The organism is Chryseobacterium lacus, from assembly GCF_003336205.1.
GTDB classification, from domain to species: domain Bacteria; phylum Bacteroidota; class Bacteroidia; order Flavobacteriales; family Weeksellaceae; genus Chryseobacterium_A; species Chryseobacterium_A lacus.
This window is the reverse complement of the sequence record NZ_QPIE01000005.1, coordinates 82,221-105,393: the sequence shown is the minus strand read 5'-3', so window position 1 is coordinate 105,393 and position 23,173 is coordinate 82,221. Positions and strand designations below refer to the sequence as shown.

Here is a 23,173-nt window from a genome sequence, read left to right as displayed (position 1 = left end):
AGCTGAGGGATTGTTTTGCGCACAGATTCCACAGATGATTGTGTTGCTTTGCTTATTTGCAAATTTGCTTTGAAACTTCATTCTGTTTTTCTTTAAAGTACTCCGGCGGGAAGCGGTACTCATCCTGCAATTCTCCCTGTGCGTAATCCGCCATAACCAGCAGGACTGAGCATTCGTCAAGTGCCTGAATGGAACTTGCATACCCTGCAGGAATATGTAATATGTCCATCTGATCTGCGGTCAGAACATACTCTAACTGAGGCAAGTCCGGAGAAGGGTTTTCCCAATCGTCAATTTCTATGAGGAGGACTTTAAACTTTCCAGTCAATGCAGAAAACCAGCGCTGTTCCACTGCATGGCCCTGCCATGCCCTTACGGACACGGTATCAGTATTCCGCAGGGTAAATACCTTTTTAATTCCCTGATCTGTCAGACATTCACTAAAGATATTATTGTACGCGATGCTCCCTCGGGCATCTTTATGAATGCTTCCCTCTATGAGTTCCGGTTTCATTATTGTGTTTTTTCGATTCGCAAATCGTTCAGTTTTATAATTCGCTGAACCCTCGATTAAACGGCTAAAATAAGGAAAATGTTAATTGTTTAAATGATTAATTGTTTTAATCGGTTAAATGTTTAAATGATTAACCTATTGCGCATTTGAGAATTAGATAAAAAAAGACTGTTCATTTGGTTAAAAAACCGTATATTTATTTGATTACCAATCGATTAAATACATGAGCAATCTTATTAAAAACCACGAAATTATTTTTAAAAGAATTGACAAATACTTGTAAACATATTGAATCAACCAAGCACGGCGAATCTTTGGTGTAAATAACCCTTACCTATCTACGTCTGCAACAGACTCCTGTGCAGAGCACTAAAATTTTCGTTGTCATTATTTGTAATATTTTCGTTTTAAAAACAGGCTTGCCCGAACCAGTAAAATTAAAACAGGAACTTCTACCAAAGGGCCGATGACACCCACAAATGCCTGAGGCGAGTGAATCCCGAAAACTGCGATAGCCACTGCAATGGCCAATTCAAAGTTGTTACCAGTAGCTGTAAATGCAATAGATGCGTTCTTGTCGTAAGGGACTTTTAGAAATTTACTGATGAAAAAACTCAGGAAAAACATCACTACAAAATAAATGATTAAGGGTATCGCTATTTTTAAAACATCCAAAGGCAATTCCAGTATTTTGTCGCCTTTTAAACTGAACATCAGCACGATGGTAAATAGTAAAGCATACAATGTAATAGGCGATATTTTTGGAACAAACTTCCTATTATACCATTCAATACCTTTCGATTTTACGAGATAATAACGGCTTACGAAACCAGCAAAAAAAGGAATGCCCAAATAAATCAAAACACTTTGTGTAACGTCTTTCATGGAAACGCTGACACTGAAATTGGCTAAACCTAATGTATTGGGCAATATGTTGATGAACAGCCAAACGAAAAAACTATAAGTCAAAATCTGAAAAATGCTGTTTAGAGCGACCAATAATGCGGTATATTCTCTGTTTGCTTTTGCCAGATCGCTCCACACAATAACCATTGCGATGCACCGTGCCAAACCGATTAAAATTAATCCCGACATATATTCGGGCTCGTTGCGTAAGAATAAAACGGCTAATCCAAACATCAAAACGGTACCGATAACCCAGTTCAGCAAAAGGGAAATAGCTATTACTTTTCCGTCCTTTAAAGCTTTAGGCAATAAGGTGTAATCCACTTTCGCCAAAGGCGGATACATCATCAATATCAATCCGATAGCTAAGGGAATATTGGTTGTGCCAACAGAAAGAGAATTTGTAATATTTGAAATATTAGGAAAGAAATACCCCAACCCCACACCAAACGCCATTGCAAGGAATATCCATAAGGTTAGATATCTGTCAAGAAATTTTAGTTTTGCTTGCATCTGTTACTTTTTAATCATTGAAAAAACATAGAACATTTCGGCAGCTATCTGCAAACTTCTTTCTGCATAAACTTTGGTCTGTTCTGTTGTACCGTCAGAAATTTTCGGGTCTTCAAATGTGATAGGTATTCTTTGTTCTGCTCCTCCTATAAACGGACATCCACCGTCTGCTTGCGAACAGGTCATAATGGCTGCGAAGGCTGATACAGGATTGAAAAGACTATCATATTTTTTTGAAAATCCGATGATAGGCAAAGCATTATCGCTGTACTTTATGGCATATACAGGGTTGTGGGTATCTGCAATTTTGAAAATAGTAAATCCCTGTTCTGTCAATGTTTCTGCAACTTTCGGGAATAGTGCTGTCTCTTCTGTTCCCCCTGAATAACAATACACGTTTGGAATATTAAAATGTGCTGATGCTACCTGTGCCCAAACCTGGGATAAATGGCTTCTTCGAGAATTATGGGTACAGATGAAATTGATAATGATATCCTGTTGGCTATTTACTTTTTGTTGTATAAAATCTATCAACGGCTGTACTATGGTTTTACGTTCTTCACTGATGCGGTGAACGTCTATTTTGTTGTTAATGACTTCGATTAGTTTTTGATACATCGTATTTTGTTTTGTGGTTAGCAACAGCCCGAATTTGGCGAACAAGAAGATGTTTGAGCCGTTTGCAATTCCGACAATTTTATTTTCTGTTTTTCTTGTGGCATTCCACATTGGTCTTGGGCTAAACAAGCAGTTGTTTTGTTTTGCAAAATGAAATTTGTTCCGTCAAACGCTAACGAATATTTCCCAATCGTGTCGCTTTGATATTCTACTTCAATTTCTGCATCTTCAATGCCTAACTTCTCTTCAGATAGTTTAATGATGTTTAAAAGTTTAGCGGGTTTTAAACGATGTTCAAAATCATTGGCATTCCATAGTTGAAAATTTACCGTTTTTTCTGTGCGAATGACGCCGCCACAATCAATAAAATTTTTGGTTACCATTCCAACTTCAGTAACGTGAAAATGTTCTGGAACGAAAGAGCCATTTTCAAGTTTGAAACTTACAGTTTCTAAGGTAGGCAACAGAGCTTTTACTTGTGATAATTTCATGTTTGTATTATTTTATTAGCAACAATTTTGGTTTTTCAGGGTGAGTTTTGCCGAAATATTCGTAAAATATTTTTGTAGCTCTTCAATCGTATTTTCATCAATGCAGTAGCAAATCGTATTGCCTTCAATGGTACCCTTGATCAGTTTGGCATTTTTAAGTTCTTTTAAATGTCTTGAAACAGTGGGCTGTGCCAAAGGAAGTACATCAACAATATCTCCGCAGATACAGGTATCCACAGATAATAAATATTCTATTATCGCCACCCGTGCAGGATGTCCCAATGCTTTTATAATATGAGCCATTTCGTGTTGGCTGTCTGTAAAGTCCTTTGGTTTTGTAAGTTCTGTTTCCATCTTCTTATTTCTATATTGCAATATTACGATAAAGAATTATAAGTACAAACAACATTTTCATCTTGAATAAAACAATCTCGTCAAACCGCAATTTTTCCGTATCTTCGGCTTCCTAAAATCAGACTCCTACTCTACTATGCTCAGAGCAGAAAATATTACCAAAACATACAACGCAGGAAAGAAAACCGCACTTCAGGATTTCAGTATTCATGTACCTGAAGGCAGTATCTACGGTCTTTTAGGTCCGAATGGTGCCGGCAAAACCACTTTTATCAGAATTATTAATCAAATTACGCAACCCGATGCCGGAACGGTATTGATCCGTGGAGAACAACTGAAAAACGCGCACATCCGGGATATCGGTTATATGCCTGAAGAAAGAGGTCTTTATAAAAACATGACGGTCGGCGATCAGATTCTGTATTTCGGAGAACTGAAAGGAATGTCTAAGAACGATGCCCTTCACGAAGCGAAGTACTGGTTTGAGCAACTGAATATTGACCAATGGTGGAAGAAAAAACTCAGTGAACTTTCCAAAGGAATGGCGCAGAAAATACAGTTTGTGGTGACGGTTCTTCATCGTCCGAAACTGTTAATTTTGGACGAACCGTTTTCAGGTTTTGATCCTGTTAATGCCAATCTGATAAAAGATCAGATTCTGAACCTGAAGAAAAACGGAACTACCATTATTCTCTCCACTCACCGCATGGAAAGTGTAGAAGAATTGTGTGACGCTGTAGCTCTTATCAATAATTCCCGGAAGATTCTGGACGGAAAAGTGTTTGATGTTCGCGAACAGTTTAAAAAGAACATCTTCAGTATTACTTTGGCTGATGCAGATCCTGAAAAATTGGGAAATTTCCTTCAGATGAACGGCGTTCAGCAACATCATTCGGATAACAATCTTTCCACTTTTGAAATCACAAGGCATGACGATCAGAATGCACTCATCAGCCAATTGGTTCAAATAGGTAAGATTCGTTCTTTTCAGGAAAAAATCCCAAGCATGAACGAAGTATTCATCAACGCGGTAGGAAATACCGGTGCTTTGTAAAATACGGAACCGCACTAAATAGTGCTGAATATTTTAAAAAAAATCATGAAGAATATCCTCCTTATCACCAAGCGTGAATATCTGACCCAAGTAAAAAAGAAATCTTTCATCGTTCTCACTGTTCTGGCGCCGGTGCTGATGATCGCTTTTGGAGCTTTTATCGCCGTGATGCTGAAAGCAAATGAAACGCAATACACCGTACAGGTATTGGATAAAAGCGGCCTGTTTGCCGATAAAATACAGTCGGACAGCAAGTTAAAATACTTGAGTGTAAATCCCGACAAGGAGCAACAGCATCTCAAAAATTTGAAAGACAGCGAAACCGTAGATGCTCTTCTCATTATTGCTCCGCTTCAAGCGGAAAATTTTGAGGCAATGGAAAAAGGTTCGCAACTGATCATCAACAATAAAATTGGGCTTGATACCCGCCAACGCATCGTGAACGACCTCTCCGATATTGTTCGCACCGCCCGAATAAAAGCAATGAATATTGACGAAAGCCGCATCGCAGAACTGGATGCCGATTTCAAGCTGAAAAGCAGCGATATTCACGATACAAAAAAAATAGACAGCGATCTGGATTTCGGTGTAAAATACGGTTTGGGAATGATTCTGATGTATGCTACCTTCATGTTCATCATTATTTATGGCGTTCGGGTCATGCGCAGCGTTCTGGAAGAAAAAAATAACCGTGTTGTGGAAATCATCATTTCTTCGGTAAAACCTTTTGATCTGATGATGGGGAAAATATTCGGCGTTACTTTGGTGGCACTCACCCAGTTCATGGTCTGGATTACAATGGCTCTTGCCGGCGCATTAGTCCTCAATACCGGATTCAGCACCATGAAGGATACCCTTCCGGCAGGCAGCGAGACGATGGTAGAAGAATTGGATATAAGGCAAATGGCGGGAGAAATATCCCATATTTTACTGGAAATGAACGTGCCGCTGGTCATTTTTGTTTTCCTGTTCTTTTTCCTGTTTGGCTATATTTTTTACAGTTCTATGTATGCCGCTATTGGTTCCGCTGTGGACAACGAAACCGAAACGCAGCAGTTTACCTTATTTGCTATTATTCCTCTTATGGTGGGAATGTACGGAAGTATTACCATCATTAACAATCCCGACGGTCCGCTCGGGTTCTGGCTTTCGGTGATCCCTTTTACTTCTCCTGTAGCCATGGTCGCACGAATTCCGTTTGGAGTTCCGGGCTGGCAGATATTCCTTTCGATGGTTTTGCTCATCCTCAGTTCTTTACTTATGGTGTTTATTGCCGCTAAGATTTACCGTGTCGGCATCCTGATGTACGGAAACAAAGCCACGCTGAAAGAACTCTGGAAATGGATCAGAAATTAATTTGAACAGGAAGAAGTAAAGATCGTTTTGCTCAATTTTTAAAACTTTCCCTCTTTAGAAATCGGCGTTTACTTACCGGATATTTCTTATATTTACATCTGAAAAATCCGGAATATCGAATTTCTTTATTTTTAAAGTCTTTATATAAGCTGTTGATACCCTTATGAATCATTTATTTGCAGATACCACCGGCGAAGATCCGGAAGAATTTTACCTTTCGCTGAAAGCCAAACTGGAAGAAAATCATAATTTTCCGGAGGATTATCTTTACAAGTTTATCTTTCCGAATGATAATCTGAAACTCACTGAACTGTATCAGATTTTCGATCGGATAAAATACACCATCAGTACCCGCGAAAGCAAAAATGGCAAGTACATTTCCGCAAGTATGCTCGCTTTTGTTCTGGATGCCGATCAAGTAATTGAACTCTATAAAAAAGTTTCTGCAATAGAAGGAGTGATTATGTTGTAGAAATCCGGAAGTAAAACTGAATATTACTTTTCGATAAAAAATCTCACATTTTCTACAGGACGGCCAATTAGCGCAACAGGCCCTTTGATCAGAATCGGGCGCTGAATCAGTTCGGGATGTTTAGATAAAATACTGATCCATTCATCATCACTAAGGTGCTGGTTCGCATATTTCTCCCGATACAACGATTCATTTTTCCTCAAAATATCCTCAGGTTTCATGTCCAGTTTTTTCAGAACGGTACGTATTTCATCTTCTGACAACGGATGGTTTACGATGTCGATCACCTCGAAAGCTACACCGTTTTCATCTAAATATTCCAGCACACTGCGGGATTTTGAACAGGTGTTATTATGAAGTACTTTAATCATTTTTCCAGTTATTTTGAATAAAGATACTAAAATAATCCGTGAAGTTCAGCTTCTATCCTTTCCAGGATATAGCCAAAATCTTCCGGCCTTTCCACGAAATCTAGATCATCCACTTCTATGATCAGGAGTTTTCCTTCTTCATATCCAGAGATCCATTTTTCATATTTCTCATTAAGCTTCGAGAGATATTCGATGGAAATACTGGCTTCATAGTCGCGACCTCGCTTGTAGATTTTTTTCACGAGATTGGGAACATCAGACTTCAGGTAAATCAGTAAATCCGGCGCTGAAACAAATGATTTCATCAGGTTGAAAATGGAAGAATAATTGTTGAAATCCCGCTCTGTCAGAAGGTTCATGTCATACAGATTCTCTGCGAAAATATGTGCATCTTCATAGATTGTACGATCCTGAATAATATTTTTTCCGCTTTCCCGAATTTCCTTTACCTGGCGAAACCGGCTGCCCAAAAAGTACACCTGAAGGGCAAAACTCCACTGGCTCATATCCGCATAAAAATCTTCCAGATAGGGATTCTGATCCACATCTTCGAACTGGGCCAGCCAGCCATAATGTTTGGAGAGCATGGTGGTGAGCGTTGTTTTTCCTGCGCCAATATTTCCTGTAATCGCAATATGCATAATGAAAAAAGTTTAAAAATCGGGAACTGATGCAGACCGAAACTGCAATGATAAAGCTGTTTTTATTTGAGCAGGTAAAGATAAACGTTGTTTCCTCTGATTTCAAAATATGCCGATGAGTTTTTATCCACATTAGTTGCCTTTGGTGCATGAAAAACAGTTTTCAAGTGAGGATTATCCGGAAGATATTGAAAAATCTGTTGGGCGCCGATAATGTAAATACGGTCGTTCTCACGACGCAATTTGACCGCAGAATCCACTGTTTCTGCAAAAAGCTGACGGGCTTTGAGATCATACACCAAGAACTGATTTTTTCTGATGAAATAGACTTTGTTATTGAAAATCAACATCTCTTTTATCTCATCAAAACTGATAGGAAAAGGGATGGTATGGATAATTCTGTCTTCGCGAAAGTTGTATTGCAACAGCCTTTTGGTACTTTCATCCAAAAGCCAGATCTGCTGCAGATCTTCTGCATAAGCCATTTTTATAAACCCGAATCTGCGAAGGTCAATTTTCTGGATTTCATTCAGGTTCTGGTCTATAAACTTGATTTGCTGGGCATTTTCCGAAAAGAGCGTGATGTTCATCGGATTCTGAACATTCTGCACTTTGTAGGGTGTGATGAGCAACATTCTGCCGTGCAGCTTTCCCAGAGAATCTACTTTGGTGAAGCTCAGCTCTTTGTTTTTATAAAAATAAATATTGCCATAATCATCTGCGGAAAACGAAGTGGTACCCAAAATTTGTGCACTGTCCAAAGGAAGCCTTCTCTGCGCCGAAAGCAGACAGGACATGAAGATCAACATGGAAAAAAGGAAATCTGTTTTCAAGATGTTAATTTGAATCAAAGATAAAAAAAATGACGCAGGAAAGCGCCATTCTCTATAACACGATATATCGATGTTTATTTTACCGATATTTCATAAATTAAAGGCCAGTTTTTCCCGGTGATCAGCATGTTGTCTCCTTTGAAAGCGATACCGTTCAGCACGTCGTCATTTCCGGTAGTGTGTTTTGCTGCAATTTCAGAAAGGTCCAATTTGCCGGCTACTTCGCCATTCGCAGGGTTTATTTTCAAAATGAAAGGTTTTTGCCAGACATTGGCGTAAATATATCCGTTGTGGTATTCCAGTTCGTTCAACTGATCATAAGCCTGAGTGTTTCCTGCCACAGAAATATATCTCACGATTTTGGAAGGGTCATTCACATCCAGAAAATAAATATTTTTGGTTCCGTCTGATGCGATCAGGTTTTTACCATCATAAGTCAATCCCCAACCCTCGCCCATCATGTTCGGATAAGGAAATTCGCTGATGAGTTTCAAGTCGGCTTTGTTGTAAATAAATCCTTTTTTATTCTGCCAGGTCAATTGATATACTTTATCGCCGATAATGGTGGCGCCTTCAGAGAAAACATCATTGGGTTGCGGCGTAGATGCCTTCGGCTCCGTGGTTCCCAGTTCGTATTTTATAATTTTCGAACTTCCGTGTTGCCCATCGCTTTCGTATATGGTATTTCCCTCCAGCTGAAAACCCTGAGTGAAATTGCGGGTATCGTGCGGATATTCTTTGATAATGCTGTATGAAAGTTGTGCTTCAGGATTTTTCGCAAATACATTGATGGTAGCATCCTGTTGCAGCACTTCGCCGTTTTTCTTTTTAATAACAAAGGTAACAGCATTGTCGCCTAAAGTGAAAAATTCCGGATCCACAATGAGTTGATCTGTTTCTTTGCCGCCAAAACTGATGGAGATGCTTTCTGATTCTTTGGTAACCGATTCCGGAAGCAAAATCGTATCGCCGAAATGATAGCCTTTGCTTTGCATTTCTAGGTTATAGCTGCTGAGAGAATCAAGAATTTCTTTGTCTTTATTACAGGAAACCATCAGGGCCAGCACCAACAATCCGGCCAATAATTTTTTCTTCATTTTATTTTTAATTTTTTCTTTTTCAAAGATACGGTTTTGCTCTTCAATCCAGTAAACAACCGTACATCAATGCATCAAAAATAGGCATAAAAAAGAACGCACCAAGTACGTTCTCTGCATTTTTTTCCGATAAAGTTTAGTTTTCCAAATACGTTTTCAAAGATTGGGTTACAATCTCATTCCAGCCTTCTGCAAAACTTTCGTGCCTGAAATTCGCTCCAAGATGGTTGAAATTCTCCAGACCTTTGTGGGTTAACGTCACTTCTGTTCCATCGCCATCAGGTTTCAGTTCCCATTTTACCAAGGTTTTTTCTTTTGAAAACTCAGGATACGTCCACGTATGTTTGAGTTTGGAATTGGGAATGATTTCCAAGATTTCTCCATGATGATGAAACTTCTGCTCATTTCCGGGTTCATAAAAATTAAACTCACTGTGCAGAGCGAGTTCAAAATCCGGAATATCAAAATACCATTTTTTCATCTGAGTTTTATCAGTGATGGCATCCCAAACTTTTTCAACAGGTGCGTTTACCCGCTGCTTAACGATTACATTATCGTGCATAGCTTGTTGGTTTTTAATTGTTAAACATTTTTTTATCACATTAAAGTTAGATAAATTTCGTCAACAGCACAACAAACATGACAAATATCTGTTTGGTAAGTCCGAAAAGCCTTCTCTACCTTGCAGAATTCTCAGTCATCATTCTCATCTTCATAAAAATCGTCTTCATCCAGAAAGTCAAGTTCATCGCTGCGCTGCTCATAATCCTGCGGAATTCCGGGAGGGTTGAAAAGTACCCATTCATCCACAATGTATTTTTGGGGATCAAAACCAGCCACCCATTCACGAAATAACAAGCGGAATTCTTCCAGTTGCTCCCGCACAATATCGTAATATTTCACCTCCCGGAAACCAAAAGCTTTCAAAGTGTGATTTTGAATCATAAGTTCGCGGGCATTTTTGCGGATGATGGCGGCATTTTCCATGCGGATATCCCACAATTGTGCGCCGTGTGCAGCGGCCAATTTTGCCTGAATCATCATGATATTTCCCATAATCTGATGTTTGATATCCTGCAGAATTTCATCATCTTCGGGAATAAGGCTTGTAATCGTGCGAAGTGTTTGGAAAATCTCTTCAGATTTTTGGAAAATGGGACTTTTTCTGTAATTATCCATACGGTTCATTTTTCTTATCCTATCTGAGATCCGGCTTCGATTTCGTAAGGTTCTTTTCCTTTTTCAAAAATTCTGGTCATTTGGGAACCTTCCACGGTTATTTTATCTCCGATTCTGCGAATCCAGTTTCCTTCCCGCAAACCTACTACTATGATGTCGTTTTGGGTCAGAAATTCCTGAATGCGGGTTTCACGGGTTTCGCCATTATGTTTAAGCAAAGGATCAGGATCAAGATAATGCGGATTGATGTTGAAGGGAACCAGTTCCATACACTCAAATCCCGGCGGATAAACGATGGGCATATCGTTGGTAGTTTTCATATTGATTCCTCCGATATTGCTGCCTGCGCTGGTTCCAAGGTAAGGTTTTCCGGTTTCTATATTTTCTTTCAGAAAATGCATCAGATTTTTTTCCAGCAGTGTTTTTACCAAAAGGAAGGTGTTTCCACCTCCCGTAAAGTAAGCTTTGGCATTCTGAATGGCTTCCGGCATTTCTTCAAACTCGTGAAGGCTCCGGACTTTGATGTTCAGTTCTTCAAAAAATACTGCAACTTTCGCCGTATATTCTTCATGAGAAATACCGCCAGGCCGGGCAAAAGGAATGAATAGAATTTCGTCAATTCCCTGAAAGAGGGTTTTTATTTCATCTTTCAGATATTCCAGATAATTTCCCCCGTATAAGGTAGATGTAGAAGCGAGAAGTACATTCATAGGTGTGTGATATTTTAAGGGTATCCTTCTCCATAAAGGAGCCATGAACAAAAATAGAGAAATTGTTCCGAACCGACTGTATCTCTTCATTCAAATTGGTTAACTTTGTCACTGTAAAACTTTAAAGAAGAAAAATGAAATTTTTTATTGACACTGCCAATTTAGACCAAATCAGAGAAGCGAAAGACCTGGGCATTCTGGACGGCGTAACCACCAATCCTTCGCTGATGGCCAAGGAAGGAATACGGGGTACGGAAGCAATCAACAGTCATTATAAAACCATCTGCGAGATTGTGGACGGCGATATTTCTGCCGAAGTTCTTTCTACGACTTATGAAGAAATGATCAAAGAAGGTGAAGAACTGGCTGCAATTCATCCTAATATTGTGGTGAAAATCCCGATGATTAAAGACGGAATTAAGGCGTTAAAATATTTCTCCGATAAAGGAATTAAGACCAACTGTACTTTAATTTTCTCAGCCGGACAAGCACTATTGGCCGCTAAAGCCGGCGCTACTTATGTTTCTCCCTTTTTGGGAAGGTTGGATGATGTTTCAACAGACGGCATCAGTTTAATAGAAGAAATCCGTTTGATTTTTGATAATTATCTTTTTGATACTCAGATTCTAGCAGCATCCATTCGCCACTCCATGCACATTATTGATTGTGCGAAAGTGGGTGCAGATGTTATCACTTCTCCTCTCGCTCCGATTCTGAGTTTGCTGAAACATCCTTTGACAGAAAACGGCCTTGCGCAGTTTATTGAGGACAGCAAGAAAATGGCATAAAGTAAAATTACTATATCACAAATCCCGGCGCTTTTCAGTTCCGGGATTTTACTTTTTAGTGGGTGAAGAGTTGATACAACTATTAAATTTTTGGTTGAATAAATTATTATATGTTTAATATTAACAGATAGTTGCATTGTTTATTTTAATAATAGAATTAATAATTAATTTAACTTATTCGTTCAAATAAAGTTCTGCTAAATATTGATTTCGGTCGTCCTCGAAAACAATTTCCGAAATCCAACCTTCTTCCTCAGCAACAGATTTCATGGTGTGTTGATCAATATAAAGCCAGCCGAACCAGTCTGTGAATTCGCCCTGCTATTAGTAGCGGCATTCCACTTCGCCGTAATATTGTTCGGGAAAAGGAATATCTTCATACATATAAGCGACATCGCAGGAATCGAATACGATTTTTTCGTTCGGTTTCAGCAGTGATTTTGCTTTCTTCAGAAAAGTGCGAAAACACAAGTTCTACATCAGGGGTTCGCTGTTTTCGTTTTATTTCGCCTATATCGCTTAAAAGATTTTCCCTTATTTTGATTTTGTGCCGCTCCAGGTTGTAGTTGCATTCTACTATTCTGTTGCCTTTAGCTTTAAAACAAGTACCATGCACAGGGCAGCCGTTGGAATTCTGGCTTGGTAATATGAACTGGTTTGGATATAACCATTTTTTGTTTTTCTTCCGCGCTCGCCTATTTTATTCATGGGCTGACCCATCAGACAGATGTATTGATCATTTTCCTCATTATAATAAAGTGTATCCCGGTGGAAGTCTTCGTTTATTTTCTTTCTACCTGTTGTGCATTTAGGAAATAAGAATAAAAAAGAGATTATTCAATTGGATAAAAATCCGTATATTTAATTGATTACCAAGTCATTAAACAAATGAACAATCTCATCCAAAATTATAAAAAACGAAACACTACAATATATCATAAAATTCATTGAGAGTCAGGGTGTTTTGTTCTCCGGTTTCCATATTCTTCATCGAGATCTTTCCTTCCTTAATTTCCTGCTCTCCATAAAAAATGATGAAGGGAATTTCTTTTTTCTCTGCATAAGTAAATTGTTTTTTAAGCTTTACAGCTTCAGGATAAAGCTCACATGAGATGTTTTTATCTCTTAACTTAGTCATTACTTTGATGGCTTCTGTGGTCTCTTTTTCACCATAATTTGTAAAAAGAAACTGTACTTTGGAAACGGTATTTTCAGGAAATAAATGTAACTCTTGCATCACGAGATAAATACGGTCCAAACCAAAAGAAATTCCAATCCCCGGAACATTTTTCACACCGAAAACCTCGGTGAGATTGTTATACCTTCCGCCGCCGCCCACAGAACCCATCTCAACCTGCTGAGCTTTCACTTCGAAAATTGCTCCGGTATAATAATCCAGTCCGCGGGCAAGCGTAATATCAAATACAAGTTGGTCCACAATTCCCAGATTTTTACATTGTTGAATCACAAATTCCAATTCTTCCACACCTTCAATTCCGGTTTCTATTCCTTCAAAATGCTTCTTCAGAAGTTGCAAGGTTTCTTCTGAAGGACGGTTAGTATCAAAAAGAAAAGAAACTTTTTCAATAGCAAAATCCGGGATTCCTTTCTCCCTCAGTTCTTTAATCACTCCTTCCCTTCCGATTTTATCAAGCTTATCCAGCGCAACGGTAAAGTCAATAAGCTGTTCTGAAATACCGGCAAATTCTGCAAGTCCGGAAAGTATTTTTCGGTTGTTGATGTGAATATGCACCGGAACTTTAAGTTCAGAAAAAGATTTGAAATATAACTGAATCAGTTCTACTTCCTGCCACAGACTTTCACTTCCTACTACATCAGCATCGCATTGATAAAATTCCCTGAAACGCCCTTTCTGTGGACGGTCTGCTCTCCAAACGGGCTGAATCTGATATCTTTTATAAGGAAAAGTAAGCTGTCCGTAGTTCATCGCTACAAAACGCGCAAAAGGCACCGTTAGATCATAGCGAAGAGCTTTATCGGAAATTTGGGCAGTAAGTTTTTGTGAATTTCGGGAATTCCAGTCTTCCTCTTTTGCTTTGGATGCATAATCGCCTGAATTTAAAATTTTGAAAATCAAGCGGTCGCCCTCTTCCCCATATTTTCCGGTGAGCGTGGAAAGGTTTTCAAAACTTGGGGTTTCCAAGGGCTGAAAACCAAAAAGTTCAAAATTATTCTGAAGAATCTGGATGATATATTTTCTTTTTACTACTTCATCAGCAGTAAAATCACGGGTTCCTTTTGCTAAATTTGGCTTCATTTCTTTTCGTATCAATAAGGTGTCATTTATTGCACCTTTGCAAAAATACTTATAAAAAAAGCTTTGACAAAGACGTGCTCTGCCAAAGCTTCAAAATATAGTGATGTGTTTTTTTAAATGTTTTCTAACAATCCTATAATCTCCATTCCGTAATTTTCTATTTTGTGCCTGCCAAAACCTTTGATGTCAGAAAGTTCCTCCTTTTTCGCGGGTTTATATTTCGCTATTGAAAGAAGTTCTTTATTGGTAGCAATAAAATAAGAAGGAAGATTCTGTTGTTTCGCTTTTTCATTTCTCCAAAGACGGAGGCTGTCCAAAATTTTTACTTCGTCGGAGTTCAGTGGCAACTCGGAATCGGCGGTATATTTATTTTTTTTCTCGTGTACCGTCGGATATCCTTCATCATAATAAATTATTACCGACCAGAAATTCTCGCTTCCGTTGATCATGCTGCTGGTAATCTTGATAACTTCATGTTGGCGAAGAAACCTGTTCAGCTGCTGCTCATCATGATTCTGAAATTCTTCAGAAAGCCTTATTTTGAGGATTTTTACTTTCATCATGATCGTCTTTATTGTTTTATTTACTTCCTAAAAGTACGACTTCTTCTACACGAATTTCGGTTATATACACCTTCTTACCTTCTTTCTCATACGAACGATAAGTAATCTTTCCTTCCACAGCAATCTCTTTACCTTTCGGAACATATTTCTGCATAATTTCAGCCGTTTTTCCGAAAGCAACCAGATTGTGCCATTGCGTTTCCTCTACTTTCTCGCCCATCCCATTAGTGTAATAATCGTTGGTAGCAAGAGTAACGCTTGCTTTCATTCCTCCCTTTTCGAAATTGGTGATTTCTACTTCTTTTCCTGTGTGACCAATTAAGGTAACTTTGTTTCTAAGTGACATAATACTAAAAATTTAAGTTGAACATTTTCTGAGTCGTTCTGTGTTTCTCAGATTTCTACTGCAAAGATTCGACAGAAGCTGAAAATTATCCGGTTAAGAATTATTTAATATCGTTTGTAATCGTTTGTATCGAATAAGTCACTATAAATCAACATTTTAATTAAGTTAAAAATGACAGGTGATATTTTTATAGAGAAGCCGTATCTTTGCAAATGTAATTTTAGAAACAGATGTCAGATAGAAAATTGATTACCGCCGCATTGCCTTACGCAAACGGGCCTGTACATATTGGACACTTAGCCGGAGTTTATATTCCTGCCGATGTGTATGCACGGTTTCAAAGAAGATTGGGAAAAGATGTGGCCTTTATTTGCGGCTCGGATGAACACGGAATTCCGATTACTATTCGGGCAAAAAAAGAAGGTGTAACTCCACAGGATATCGTCGATAAATACCATGAAATCATTAAGAAATCGTTTAACGATCTTGGGATTTCTTTTGACGAATATTCCCGCACAACTTCCTCAAAACACTATGAAGTAAGCCAGGATTTTTTCAAAACACTGTATGAAAAAGGTAAATTTACCGAAGAAATTTCAGAACAGTATTTTGACGAACAAGCGAATGAATTTCTTGCCGACCGATACATCACCGGAACATGCCCAAATTGTGGTAATGAGGGTGCTTATGGAGATCAGTGTGAAAAATGTGGCTCTACCCTTTCGCCATCAGAATTAATAAATCCAAAATCCATGTTGAGCGGCAATATACCCGTTTTAAAGGAAACCAAAAATTGGTATCTTCCTTTAAATGAATATGAAGATTTTCTCGACGAATGGATTATTAAAGGACATCAGGATGACTGGAAACCCAATGTTTACGGGCAGGTGAAATCATGGTTAAATGACGGATTAAAACCCAGAGCAATGACGCGCGACCTGAATTGGGGCGTTCCGGTTCCTTTGCCGGATGCAGGTGGAAAGGTACTCTACGTTTGGTTTGACGCTCCCATCGGTTATATTTCTTTTACTCAGGAATGGGCTGAAAAGAACGGTAAAAACTGGAAAGATTATTGGCAAAACAAAAATACCGACTTGATTCATTTTATCGGGAAAGATAATATTGTATTTCATTGCATTATTTTTCCTGCGATGATGAAGGCTCACGGAGATTATATTATGCCAGAAAATGTTCCGGCTTTTGAATTTCTGAATCTGGAAAACGATAAAATTTCCACGTCCCGCAACTGGGCGGTTTGGGCGCACGAATATGTAGAAGAGTTTCCCGGACAACAGGATGTTTTGCGTTATGCACTTTTGTCTTCTGCGCCGGAAACGAAAGACAATAATTTTACCTGGAAAGATTTTCAAACCAAAAATAATTCAGAATTGGTGGGAATTTTCGGGAATTTCATCAACAGAGTTGCGGTGTTGATTCATAAATATTATGATGGAATTGTCCCGGAAGGAAACGCTGAAGTTTCAGAATTAGCAGAAATTTCTAAGGCAGCTAAAGATATTCATACTTATCTCGATCGGTTTGAATTTAGAAATGCTCTTTCAGCACTTATAAATCTGGCGCGTTTTGGAAATCAATATTTACAGACAGAAGAACCTTGGAAAACCATCAAAGACGCCCCGGAAAAAGCGGCGCATTCGTTGTTCATTTCCGCACAAATTGCAGCAGGTTTGGCTCAGCTTTGCGAACCATTTATGCCTTTCAGTGCAGATAAACTACAGAAAATGTTGAATATTTCGCAAATGAAATGGCAAGATCTTGAGACCGACAGAATTCTGATAAAAACAGGCCATCGCATCAACGAAGCTTCCTTTCTCTTTTCAAAAATAGAAGATGAAGTAATTGCGACTCAAATTCAAAAATTAGAAAACACCAAACTAAATAATAATAAAACCAATCCTAACGCCAATCCTATGAAAGAAGAAGTCACTTTTGACGAATTTACGAAAATAGATCTTCGCACTGCCACCATTTTGGAAGCTGAAAAAGTGGAAAAAGCCGATAAACTATTAAAACTGAAAGTGGATACCGGCGTAGATGTGAGAACTGTAGTTTCGGGAATTGCTGAAAGTTTTACCCCTGAAGAAATCATTGGAAAACAAGTGATGATTCTGCTGAATCTTGCACCAAGAAAAATCCGCGGCATCGAATCTCAGGGAATGCTTTTGCTCACTACAAAACCAGACGGAAAGCTGAGCTTTGTAACTCCAGAAGAACCTGTGGAAAACGGAATAGAAATAGGATAAATCAGATTTTATTGAACACAATAGAGAAAACGGGATTTAGATTCCGTTTTTCTTGTTGAAAGCCCAATTTTTATACATTTTTTGCGTTATTAACTTTTTGCCGTTCTCAGTTAATTAAACTATTTTTGAAAATTAAAATTTGAAAAATGAATTATCATTTTCAGGCTCACCGTCAGGTGCGCAGCAATCTTCTGGAGCTTCTGAAAAACACTGCTCCCGAAGATTTGACTGCAATTCCCGATGGTTTTAATAATAACATATACTGGAATATTGCCCATACTGTAGCTACCCAGCAATTACTGCATTATTACCTAAGCGGCAATCCGTTCAGAATTGATAAATACTGGATTGAAACTTATAAAAAAGGAACCCTCCCGAATCTGCAGGTGGCAGCAAGCGAAATAGAAGATCTGGAATTCTTGCTCAGTGAAACTTCCAAAATATTGATGAAAGATTACGATGCAGATTTTTTCTCTGAATATACACCTTATACCACCAGTTTTGGCCTGGATCTGAAGAATATTCAGGACGCTATTATTTTCAATAATATGCATGAAAGCCTCCATTTCGGTTATGCAATGGCTCAAAAAAGAGCAATCATGGGAGAAAAATATTAAATATGACAGAAAAAAAAGAAGACTTTGTATTCGGTTTGCGGCCGGTCATCGAAGCGATAGAAGCAGGAAAAACCATCGATAAAGTATTTATACAGAACGGTTTGCAAGGTTCAATTTATGCAGATCTGAAAGTGCTTTTGGCAAAAAACAAACTTCGGCCTAACTATGTTCCTATTGAGAAACTAAACCGTTTCACCCGTAAAAATCACCAAGGAATTGTAGCGTTTATTTCAGATATTCCGTTTTATAAAATCGAAGATCTTTTGCCTCAACTTTTTGAAGAAGGGAAAACGCCTTTTCTTCTGATGCTGGACAGGCTGACGGACGTTCGGAATTTCGGGGCGATTTGCAGAACCGCCGAATGTGTAGGAATTGATGCGGTAATTATTCCGGAAAAAGGAGCCGCTCCCATTAACTCAGATGCGATCAAAACCTCGGCTGGCGCATTGTATAATATTAAAATCTGTAAAGAAAAAAACCTGGCACACACGGTTGATTTCCTTCAACAAAGTGGAGTTCAGGTTTTTGCATCCACCGAAAAAGCACAGAAACTGATTTACGAACTTGATTTTACAGAACCTTGCGCGATCGTAATGGGAAATGAGGAAACCGGAATTTCCAAAGAAGTAATGCATCATTCAGATGAAAAAATGAAACTCCCTATCGAAGGAAAAACGCTGTCGCTGAATGTCTCTGTAGCGTGTGGAGCGATAATGTATGAAGCGATGAGGCAGAAACTGAATAAAAACAATATCGTTTAATGTTTTCGGAAAAATTCCAAATACTCCGGTCTGCAAAATTTATTTTGCTGATTCTTTTTTTCAGCGCTTTTCAGCAAATGAATGCGCAGAAAGCGGAAACCGAAGATCCTACCAAAGTGAAAAGCAAAGGTTTTCAGAAAACCGCTAATCCGTACATTCACTATGTTTACATTAACGGATTTAAAAATTATACGGTAGAAAAACTGGAAGGGAAAGAAACCGGATTTCATGAACTTCGCTTTCATCACGTTGTTTCAGCGATGTACACCCGACAGCTGATGTTCGACAATTTTGGAAAATGGCAGAATGAAATCGAAATTCTAGGAACAGAACCTATGTTGGTGTGGAGAGATATTAAATTACTCAAAAATTCCAAAGAAACCTTCACCGTATTTGCCGGAGGTATCAGCGAATGGAAAGAAAAATATGCATCGATAAGTGTTTTCGATTCCAAAAGAAATGATTGCCTTGCAGAAAACCACCCGTTGAGAAAACAATTGATACAGTTTTTTTCTGAGAAAATATGGAATCTGGCAGATGCAAAAGCCTTCGAGAAAGCGTTTCACGAAAGAAATAGTAAAGACTTAAAAAATAAATAATTATATGAAGAAAATAACAGCCCTGGTGCTGGTTTCCATCGCACTGGCAGCCTGTAAAAAAGAAAGTAAAACCATCACTAAAATAGATCCTGTTACCGGTGATACCATTTCCATTGAAGTTCCTGCTGCAGATTCTGCTCAAACTTTGAAAGAAATGGCACAAAACGCTGCTATAAAAGATTCGGCAGGGATATTTACCCAATCCCTGAAACTGGAAAAAGGAAAAACCTATCCTTTTACTACCCATCAGAAAGATGTGGCAACGGCTAAATTGCCGGACGGAAGTTCGCAGAGCATGACCCGAGAAAACACCGACGAAATTACTTTCACCGTAAATAATTTTGAAAATAAAATTTACGATATAACCATCAATTTTGTTGCTAAAAAAACTTCTCAATCAGCACAAGGAAAAACCGAAACGATTGACACGCGACAACCTGCACCTAAAGATGAAGGACTGAAAAACCGCTGGACGATTGATAAAGCCATGACCGGTAACAAGCTGAACATGAAGATTCATGAGAATGGAAATATTATTTCTATCAAAGGATTTGACCCGATTTATTCCAAATTTACAACTACAGTAAATGGCCTTACGAAAGACGCCAATGAAAGAAAAGCACTTCTTGCGCAGCTAAAAGCATCTTTTAGTGAGGAAGTTTTGAAGGATCAGTTTTCCAAAAATATCTTTATCATCCCGAAAAAAGGTGCAAAAATCGGAGAAAAATGGACGGTTTCCGAAAACGCTTCGCCAGATGGAAAAATAAAAATTCAGTCTCATTACACTTTGAAAAAAGTAAAGGACGGGATAGCAGAAATTACCATTACCGGAGGAATTCCGAAACAATCCAACAAAGAAACCCAGGAAGGTGTTACCCAGACTTTGAGTTCTGAACTTACTCAAAACGGAACCTATACTTTTGATGTACATTCCGGTTGGATCATCAATCAGAACATTCATGTGAAAACATCACAAAGCCAGACATTCAGCGACGGCAAAAACTCCGAAACCATGACCAATACTTCCGATTCTTATGTTATTGTAAATCCAAAAAAATAAAGGCCGATGAAATTCATCCTTTTAACCATATTAAGTACCATTATTATTTTCTTCGTTTGGAATATCCTTAAAAGATTGTTTTTCAAACAGTTTTATAAAAATATCCACCAGAATCCATTTGGAAAACCGGAGAAAAAAGAAAAATCAAAAATTGATAAAAAAGTGAAATGGGATGCTGAAACGGTCGAATATGAAGAAATAAAAGATCCAAAAAACACCCAATAATTTTCTGAAAATCAAAACGATGACCAAGAATAAAAACCTGATTTATAGTATTGTTTGCCTCGTCTTCTTCATGGTAATCGGCTATTTGTACGCTTATCCGGTACTTTCCGGCAAGCAGCTTTTTCAGCACGATATTGTTCAATACAAAGGTGGTGCGAAAGAACTTTTAGATTATCGCGCACAATACGGAAAAGAAACCTATTGGAGCAACAGTATGTTCGGCGGAATGCCAACTTATCAGATGGGTTCGCAGTTTCGTGGAGATGTGATTAAACAGATCGATAATCTCCTGAATTTTCTGCCAAAACCTGTCAATTATCTGTTTCTCCTTTTTTCAGGATTTTTTCTTTTGGGTTATGTAGCCGTCCGCAACTGGAAATATGCATTGTTGGGAGCATTATTTTTCGGGCTTTCTACTTATTTTTATATTATTATCGCCGCGGGACACAATGGAAAAGTTCACACCATTGCGTATTTCGCTCCTCTGCTTGCAGGCATTTTATTGGTTTATATCCGGAAAAAATATGTTGTCGGATTTATAGTCACCACACTTTTCATGGGACTTCAGATTGCGGCCAATCATCCACAGATGACGTATTATCTGTTTCTGGCATTGGCGTTTTTATTTATTTCGGAATTGATTCGTGCGATTCAGAAAAAAACACCTGTAAAACATTTCGTTATTTCTTCTGGAATCATTGCCCTCGCTTGTATTTTAGGAGTCGGAATGAACTCACAAAGAATTATGGCAAACGCGGAATATGTTACTGAAACCGTTCGCGGAAAGCAGATTTTGGATAACGAAAGACATACTGCCGACAAATCCGGAATGGATAAAGAAAGTATTCTGATGTGGAGTTATGGCAAACTGGAAACGCTGAATCTCTTCATCCCGAGATTAATGGGAGGAGGAAGCAATGAGCCTGAAGGCAAAGAAATGATGGAGACCATCCAGCAACTTGTTCAGGAAAATGCACAGTCTCAGGCCGAGGTAGATAATATTGTTCGCGGCCTTACAAATATGACGTATTGGGGCGACCAACCCGGAACTTCAGGCCCGGCGTATCAGGGAGCCATCGTAGTTTTTCTTGCGATTTTAGGGTTTTTCTTTGCCTGGAAAAAATACCGTTACTGGATTTTAGGTGCTTCGGTGCTTACCATTATGTTAGCTTGGGGAAGCAATCTGATGTTTCTCTCAGATTTTTTTATTGATGTCGTTCCTTTTTACAATAAATTCAGAGCACCGTCATCTATTCTCGTTGTTGTGGAATTGTTATTCCCTCTTATAGCCATCATCGGGCTTTATCGTTTTTATACCGATGAAACGCTGGATCATTCTTACAAAAAGAAAATTCTGACGAACGTATCAGCTGTAGTTCTGGGAATTATTTTGATTTTATTGATTTTTGGAAAATCGCTGCTTGGTTTTCATACCGATAATGAAAAAACATATCTTCCACCTTATTTGCTTGATTATCTTGTAGGTGAACGATTCAGCATGTTCCGAACGGATGCCATTAAAACATTGCTTTTCGTCGCGATTGTTGCTGCAACACTTTGGTTGTCACTGAATAAGAAAATCAGTCAGAATTTGGCACTCATCGTTATTGCAGCCGTGAGTATTTTCGATTTATGGACTGTAAACCAGCGTTATCTGAACGAGGATAATTTCGTAGATGCCGTTTTTGCAGAAAATCCTTTTCAAACAGAAGTCACCGACCTGCTTATAGACAAAGTGGGCGACAACCGTGAACTTCAGGGATTATTAATCAACGCTAATGTGAATAAAACTCTGGAAACGATTGCTGAGAGAGATAAAGGTCATTATCGTATTTACAATCAGGCAATAAATCCTTTTGGAGAAACCAATACTTCTTATTTCAAATCTTCCGTTGGTGGTTATCATGCAGTAAAACTTCGCCGTTATGATGATCTTATCGGTGAATATTTCACTAAAATGGATACAGTGAAAATTCCAAAAATCCTGAATATGCTGAATACCAAATACATGATATTCGGAGATGTGCAGGAACCGCAAGCTGTGCCAAATCCTCATGCCAACGGTAATGCGTGGTTCGTTTCCGATGTGGAATTTGTGAAAACGCCCAATGAGGAAATAAGACGAATTGGTGAAATTGATTCGAAAAAAACCGCAATAATTGCTGCTTCAGATCAAAATTATTTCGATGGAAAACCTTTGGCTGCGGATTCTACCGCCTATCTTAAACTCACCAAATATAAAGCTGACGAACTGGAATTTTCTGCGCAAAGCAAAACGCCGCAGTTGGCAGTTTTTTCAGAAATATATTATCCAAAAGGTTGGAAGGTTTTTGTGGACGAAAAGGAAGTTCCTTACATCAAAGCGAATTATCTCCTCAGAGCAGTGCACGTTCCGGCCGGAATTCATACGGTGCGAATGGTTTTTGAACCGGAAGTCATCGAAAAAGGAAAATTGATTTCAACGATTTCATTCGGGTTTTTTCTTTTATTAAGTGTGGGCGGCGGTTATTTTATGTTCAGACAAAGAAAATCTAAGGAATAATAATCCTTTTAAATAATCATT

The 23,173-nt window shown here is 38.5% G+C and carries 27 protein-coding genes and 1 pseudogene; 11 read left to right on the top strand and 17 right to left on the bottom strand.

The annotated features are described in order from the left end of the window. Positions 1-52: 52 nt before the first annotated feature. The 5 genes from DQ356_RS07655 to DQ356_RS07635 all read right to left on the bottom strand — a co-directional run bounded on the left by DQ356_RS07655 (position 53) and on the right by DQ356_RS07635 (position 3,396). Positions 53-514: a cupin domain-containing protein gene (locus DQ356_RS07655; protein ID WP_228420689.1), complete on the bottom strand. Its 462-nt coding sequence runs from the start codon at positions 512-514 to the stop codon at positions 53-55. Between the two features lie 387 nt (positions 515-901). Next, a complete protein-coding gene (arsB, locus tag DQ356_RS07650) occupies positions 902-1,933 on the bottom strand; it encodes an ACR3 family arsenite efflux transporter (protein ID WP_114303896.1) in 1,032 nt (343 codons plus the stop codon). A 3-nt stretch (positions 1,934-1,936) separates the two neighbouring features. Then, the gene (locus tag DQ356_RS07645) at positions 1,937-2,551 is read right to left on the bottom strand and encodes an arsenate-mycothiol transferase ArsC (RefSeq protein WP_114303895.1); all 615 of its coding nucleotides are present in this window, start codon (positions 2,549-2,551) and stop codon (positions 1,937-1,939) included. Positions 2,552-2,568: 17 nt separating this feature from the next. Continuing rightward, positions 2,569-3,042: a DUF6428 family protein gene (locus DQ356_RS07640; protein WP_114303894.1), complete on the bottom strand. Its 474-nt coding sequence runs from the start codon at positions 3,040-3,042 to the stop codon at positions 2,569-2,571. 15 nt (positions 3,043-3,057) lie between these two features. Then, positions 3,058-3,396, bottom strand: coding sequence for an ArsR/SmtB family transcription factor (locus tag DQ356_RS07635; protein WP_114303893.1), 339 nt, complete (start codon positions 3,394-3,396; stop codon positions 3,058-3,060). Positions 3,397-3,532: 136 nt separating this feature from the next. On the opposite strand from DQ356_RS07635, the gene DQ356_RS07630 reads away from it, so the two are divergent. The 3 genes from DQ356_RS07630 (at position 3,533) to DQ356_RS07620 (ending at position 6,278) form a co-directional block, all read left to right on the top strand. Then, positions 3,533-4,450, top strand: coding sequence for an ABC transporter ATP-binding protein (locus DQ356_RS07630; RefSeq protein ID WP_114303892.1), 918 nt, complete (start codon positions 3,533-3,535; stop codon positions 4,448-4,450). A 45-nt stretch (positions 4,451-4,495) separates the two neighbouring features. Beyond that, complete coding sequence (locus DQ356_RS07625; RefSeq protein ID WP_114304056.1) at positions 4,496-5,806, top strand: ABC transporter permease; 1,311 nt, start codon at positions 4,496-4,498, stop codon at positions 5,804-5,806. Positions 5,807-5,969: 163 nt separating this feature from the next. Then, positions 5,970-6,278, top strand: coding sequence for a DUF493 family protein (locus DQ356_RS07620; RefSeq protein WP_114303891.1), 309 nt, complete (start codon positions 5,970-5,972; stop codon positions 6,276-6,278). 23 nt (positions 6,279-6,301) lie between these two features. Here DQ356_RS07620 and DQ356_RS07615 read toward each other — a convergent pair whose 3' ends face one another. The 7 genes from DQ356_RS07615 to pepE all read right to left on the bottom strand — a co-directional run bounded on the left by DQ356_RS07615 (position 6,302) and on the right by pepE (position 11,109). Beyond that, entirely contained in the window at positions 6,302-6,649 is a 348-nt protein-coding gene (locus DQ356_RS07615) for an arsenate reductase family protein (RefSeq protein ID WP_114303890.1), read from the bottom strand. A gap of 26 nt (positions 6,650-6,675) precedes the next feature. Next, on the bottom strand, positions 6,676-7,290 hold the full coding sequence (locus tag DQ356_RS07610; protein WP_114303889.1) for a deoxynucleoside kinase: 615 nt from the start codon (positions 7,288-7,290) through the stop codon (positions 6,676-6,678). Between the two features lie 62 nt (positions 7,291-7,352). Continuing rightward, entirely contained in the window at positions 7,353-8,123 is a 771-nt protein-coding gene (locus tag DQ356_RS07605) for a hypothetical protein (RefSeq protein ID WP_228420688.1), read from the bottom strand. 74 nt (positions 8,124-8,197) lie between these two features. After that, entirely contained in the window at positions 8,198-9,220 is a 1,023-nt protein-coding gene (locus DQ356_RS07600) for a glutaminyl-peptide cyclotransferase (protein ID WP_114303888.1), read from the bottom strand. Between the two features lie 136 nt (positions 9,221-9,356). Continuing rightward, complete coding sequence (locus DQ356_RS07595) at positions 9,357-9,782, bottom strand: SRPBCC family protein (RefSeq protein WP_114303887.1); 426 nt, start codon at positions 9,780-9,782, stop codon at positions 9,357-9,359. Positions 9,783-9,913: 131 nt separating this feature from the next. Beyond that, positions 9,914-10,399 carry a hypothetical protein gene (locus DQ356_RS07590; RefSeq protein WP_114304054.1) on the bottom strand — a complete coding sequence of 162 codons (486 nt, stop codon included), beginning with the start codon at positions 10,397-10,399 and terminating at the stop codon, positions 9,914-9,916. A 14-nt stretch (positions 10,400-10,413) separates the two neighbouring features. Next, a complete protein-coding gene (gene pepE, locus DQ356_RS07585) occupies positions 10,414-11,109 on the bottom strand; it encodes a dipeptidase PepE (protein ID WP_114303886.1) in 696 nt (231 codons plus the stop codon). A 134-nt stretch (positions 11,110-11,243) separates the two neighbouring features. Between pepE and fsa the strand changes: the two genes are divergently transcribed. After that, positions 11,244-11,897, top strand: coding sequence for a fructose-6-phosphate aldolase (fsa, locus tag DQ356_RS07580; RefSeq protein WP_114303885.1), 654 nt, complete (start codon positions 11,244-11,246; stop codon positions 11,895-11,897). Positions 11,898-12,221: 324 nt separating this feature from the next. Here the strand turns inward: fsa and DQ356_RS11330 are convergent, their stop codons facing one another. The 5 genes and pseudogenes from DQ356_RS11330 to DQ356_RS07560 form a co-directional block, all read right to left on the bottom strand. Further along, positions 12,222-12,368 carry a hypothetical protein gene (locus DQ356_RS11330; protein ID WP_228420687.1) on the bottom strand — a complete coding sequence of 49 codons (147 nt, stop codon included), beginning with the start codon at positions 12,366-12,368 and terminating at the stop codon, positions 12,222-12,224. A gap of 25 nt (positions 12,369-12,393) precedes the next feature. Then, positions 12,394-12,546: pseudogene (locus DQ356_RS11445) on the bottom strand (hypothetical protein); the annotation flags it as partial. Positions 12,547-12,822: 276 nt separating this feature from the next. Further along, on the bottom strand, positions 12,823-14,175 hold the full coding sequence (hisS, locus tag DQ356_RS07570; protein ID WP_114304053.1) for a histidine--tRNA ligase: 1,353 nt from the start codon (positions 14,173-14,175) through the stop codon (positions 12,823-12,825). Positions 14,176-14,288: 113 nt separating this feature from the next. Further along, positions 14,289-14,738, bottom strand: a complete 450-nt coding sequence (locus tag DQ356_RS07565; RefSeq protein ID WP_228420686.1) for an HRDC domain-containing protein — start codon at positions 14,736-14,738, stop codon at positions 14,289-14,291. 16 nt (positions 14,739-14,754) lie between these two features. Further along, positions 14,755-15,084 carry a single-stranded DNA-binding protein gene (locus tag DQ356_RS07560; RefSeq protein WP_114303883.1) on the bottom strand — a complete coding sequence of 110 codons (330 nt, stop codon included), beginning with the start codon at positions 15,082-15,084 and terminating at the stop codon, positions 14,755-14,757. Positions 15,085-15,314: 230 nt separating this feature from the next. On the opposite strand from DQ356_RS07560, the gene metG reads away from it, so the two are divergent. The 7 genes from metG (at position 15,315) to DQ356_RS07525 (ending at position 23,152) form a co-directional block, all read left to right on the top strand. Next, positions 15,315-17,348: a methionine--tRNA ligase gene (gene metG, locus DQ356_RS07555; RefSeq protein ID WP_114303882.1), complete on the top strand. Its 2,034-nt coding sequence runs from the start codon at positions 15,315-15,317 to the stop codon at positions 17,346-17,348. 146 nt (positions 17,349-17,494) lie between these two features. Continuing rightward, positions 17,495-17,965, top strand: coding sequence for a DinB family protein (locus DQ356_RS07550; protein WP_114303881.1), 471 nt, complete (start codon positions 17,495-17,497; stop codon positions 17,963-17,965). A 2-nt stretch (positions 17,966-17,967) separates the two neighbouring features. Further along, positions 17,968-18,726, top strand: a complete 759-nt coding sequence (rlmB, locus tag DQ356_RS07545) for a 23S rRNA (guanosine(2251)-2'-O)-methyltransferase RlmB (RefSeq protein WP_114303880.1) — start codon at positions 17,968-17,970, stop codon at positions 18,724-18,726. Further along, the gene (locus tag DQ356_RS07540; RefSeq protein ID WP_114303879.1) at positions 18,726-19,325 is read left to right on the top strand and encodes a hypothetical protein; all 600 of its coding nucleotides are present in this window, start codon (positions 18,726-18,728) and stop codon (positions 19,323-19,325) included. Before rlmB ends, DQ356_RS07540 begins: the two co-directional genes overlap by 1 nt. 4 nt (positions 19,326-19,329) lie before the next feature. Beyond that, the gene (locus DQ356_RS07535; RefSeq protein WP_114303878.1) at positions 19,330-20,385 is read left to right on the top strand and encodes a DUF6263 family protein; all 1,056 of its coding nucleotides are present in this window, start codon (positions 19,330-19,332) and stop codon (positions 20,383-20,385) included. 6 nt (positions 20,386-20,391) lie between these two features. Next, the gene (locus tag DQ356_RS07530; RefSeq protein ID WP_114303877.1) at positions 20,392-20,610 is read left to right on the top strand and encodes a hypothetical protein; all 219 of its coding nucleotides are present in this window, start codon (positions 20,392-20,394) and stop codon (positions 20,608-20,610) included. Positions 20,611-20,629: 19 nt separating this feature from the next. Further along, positions 20,630-23,152: a YfhO family protein gene (locus tag DQ356_RS07525; RefSeq protein WP_114303876.1), complete on the top strand. Its 2,523-nt coding sequence runs from the start codon at positions 20,630-20,632 to the stop codon at positions 23,150-23,152. Positions 23,153-23,173 lie beyond the last annotated feature (21 nt).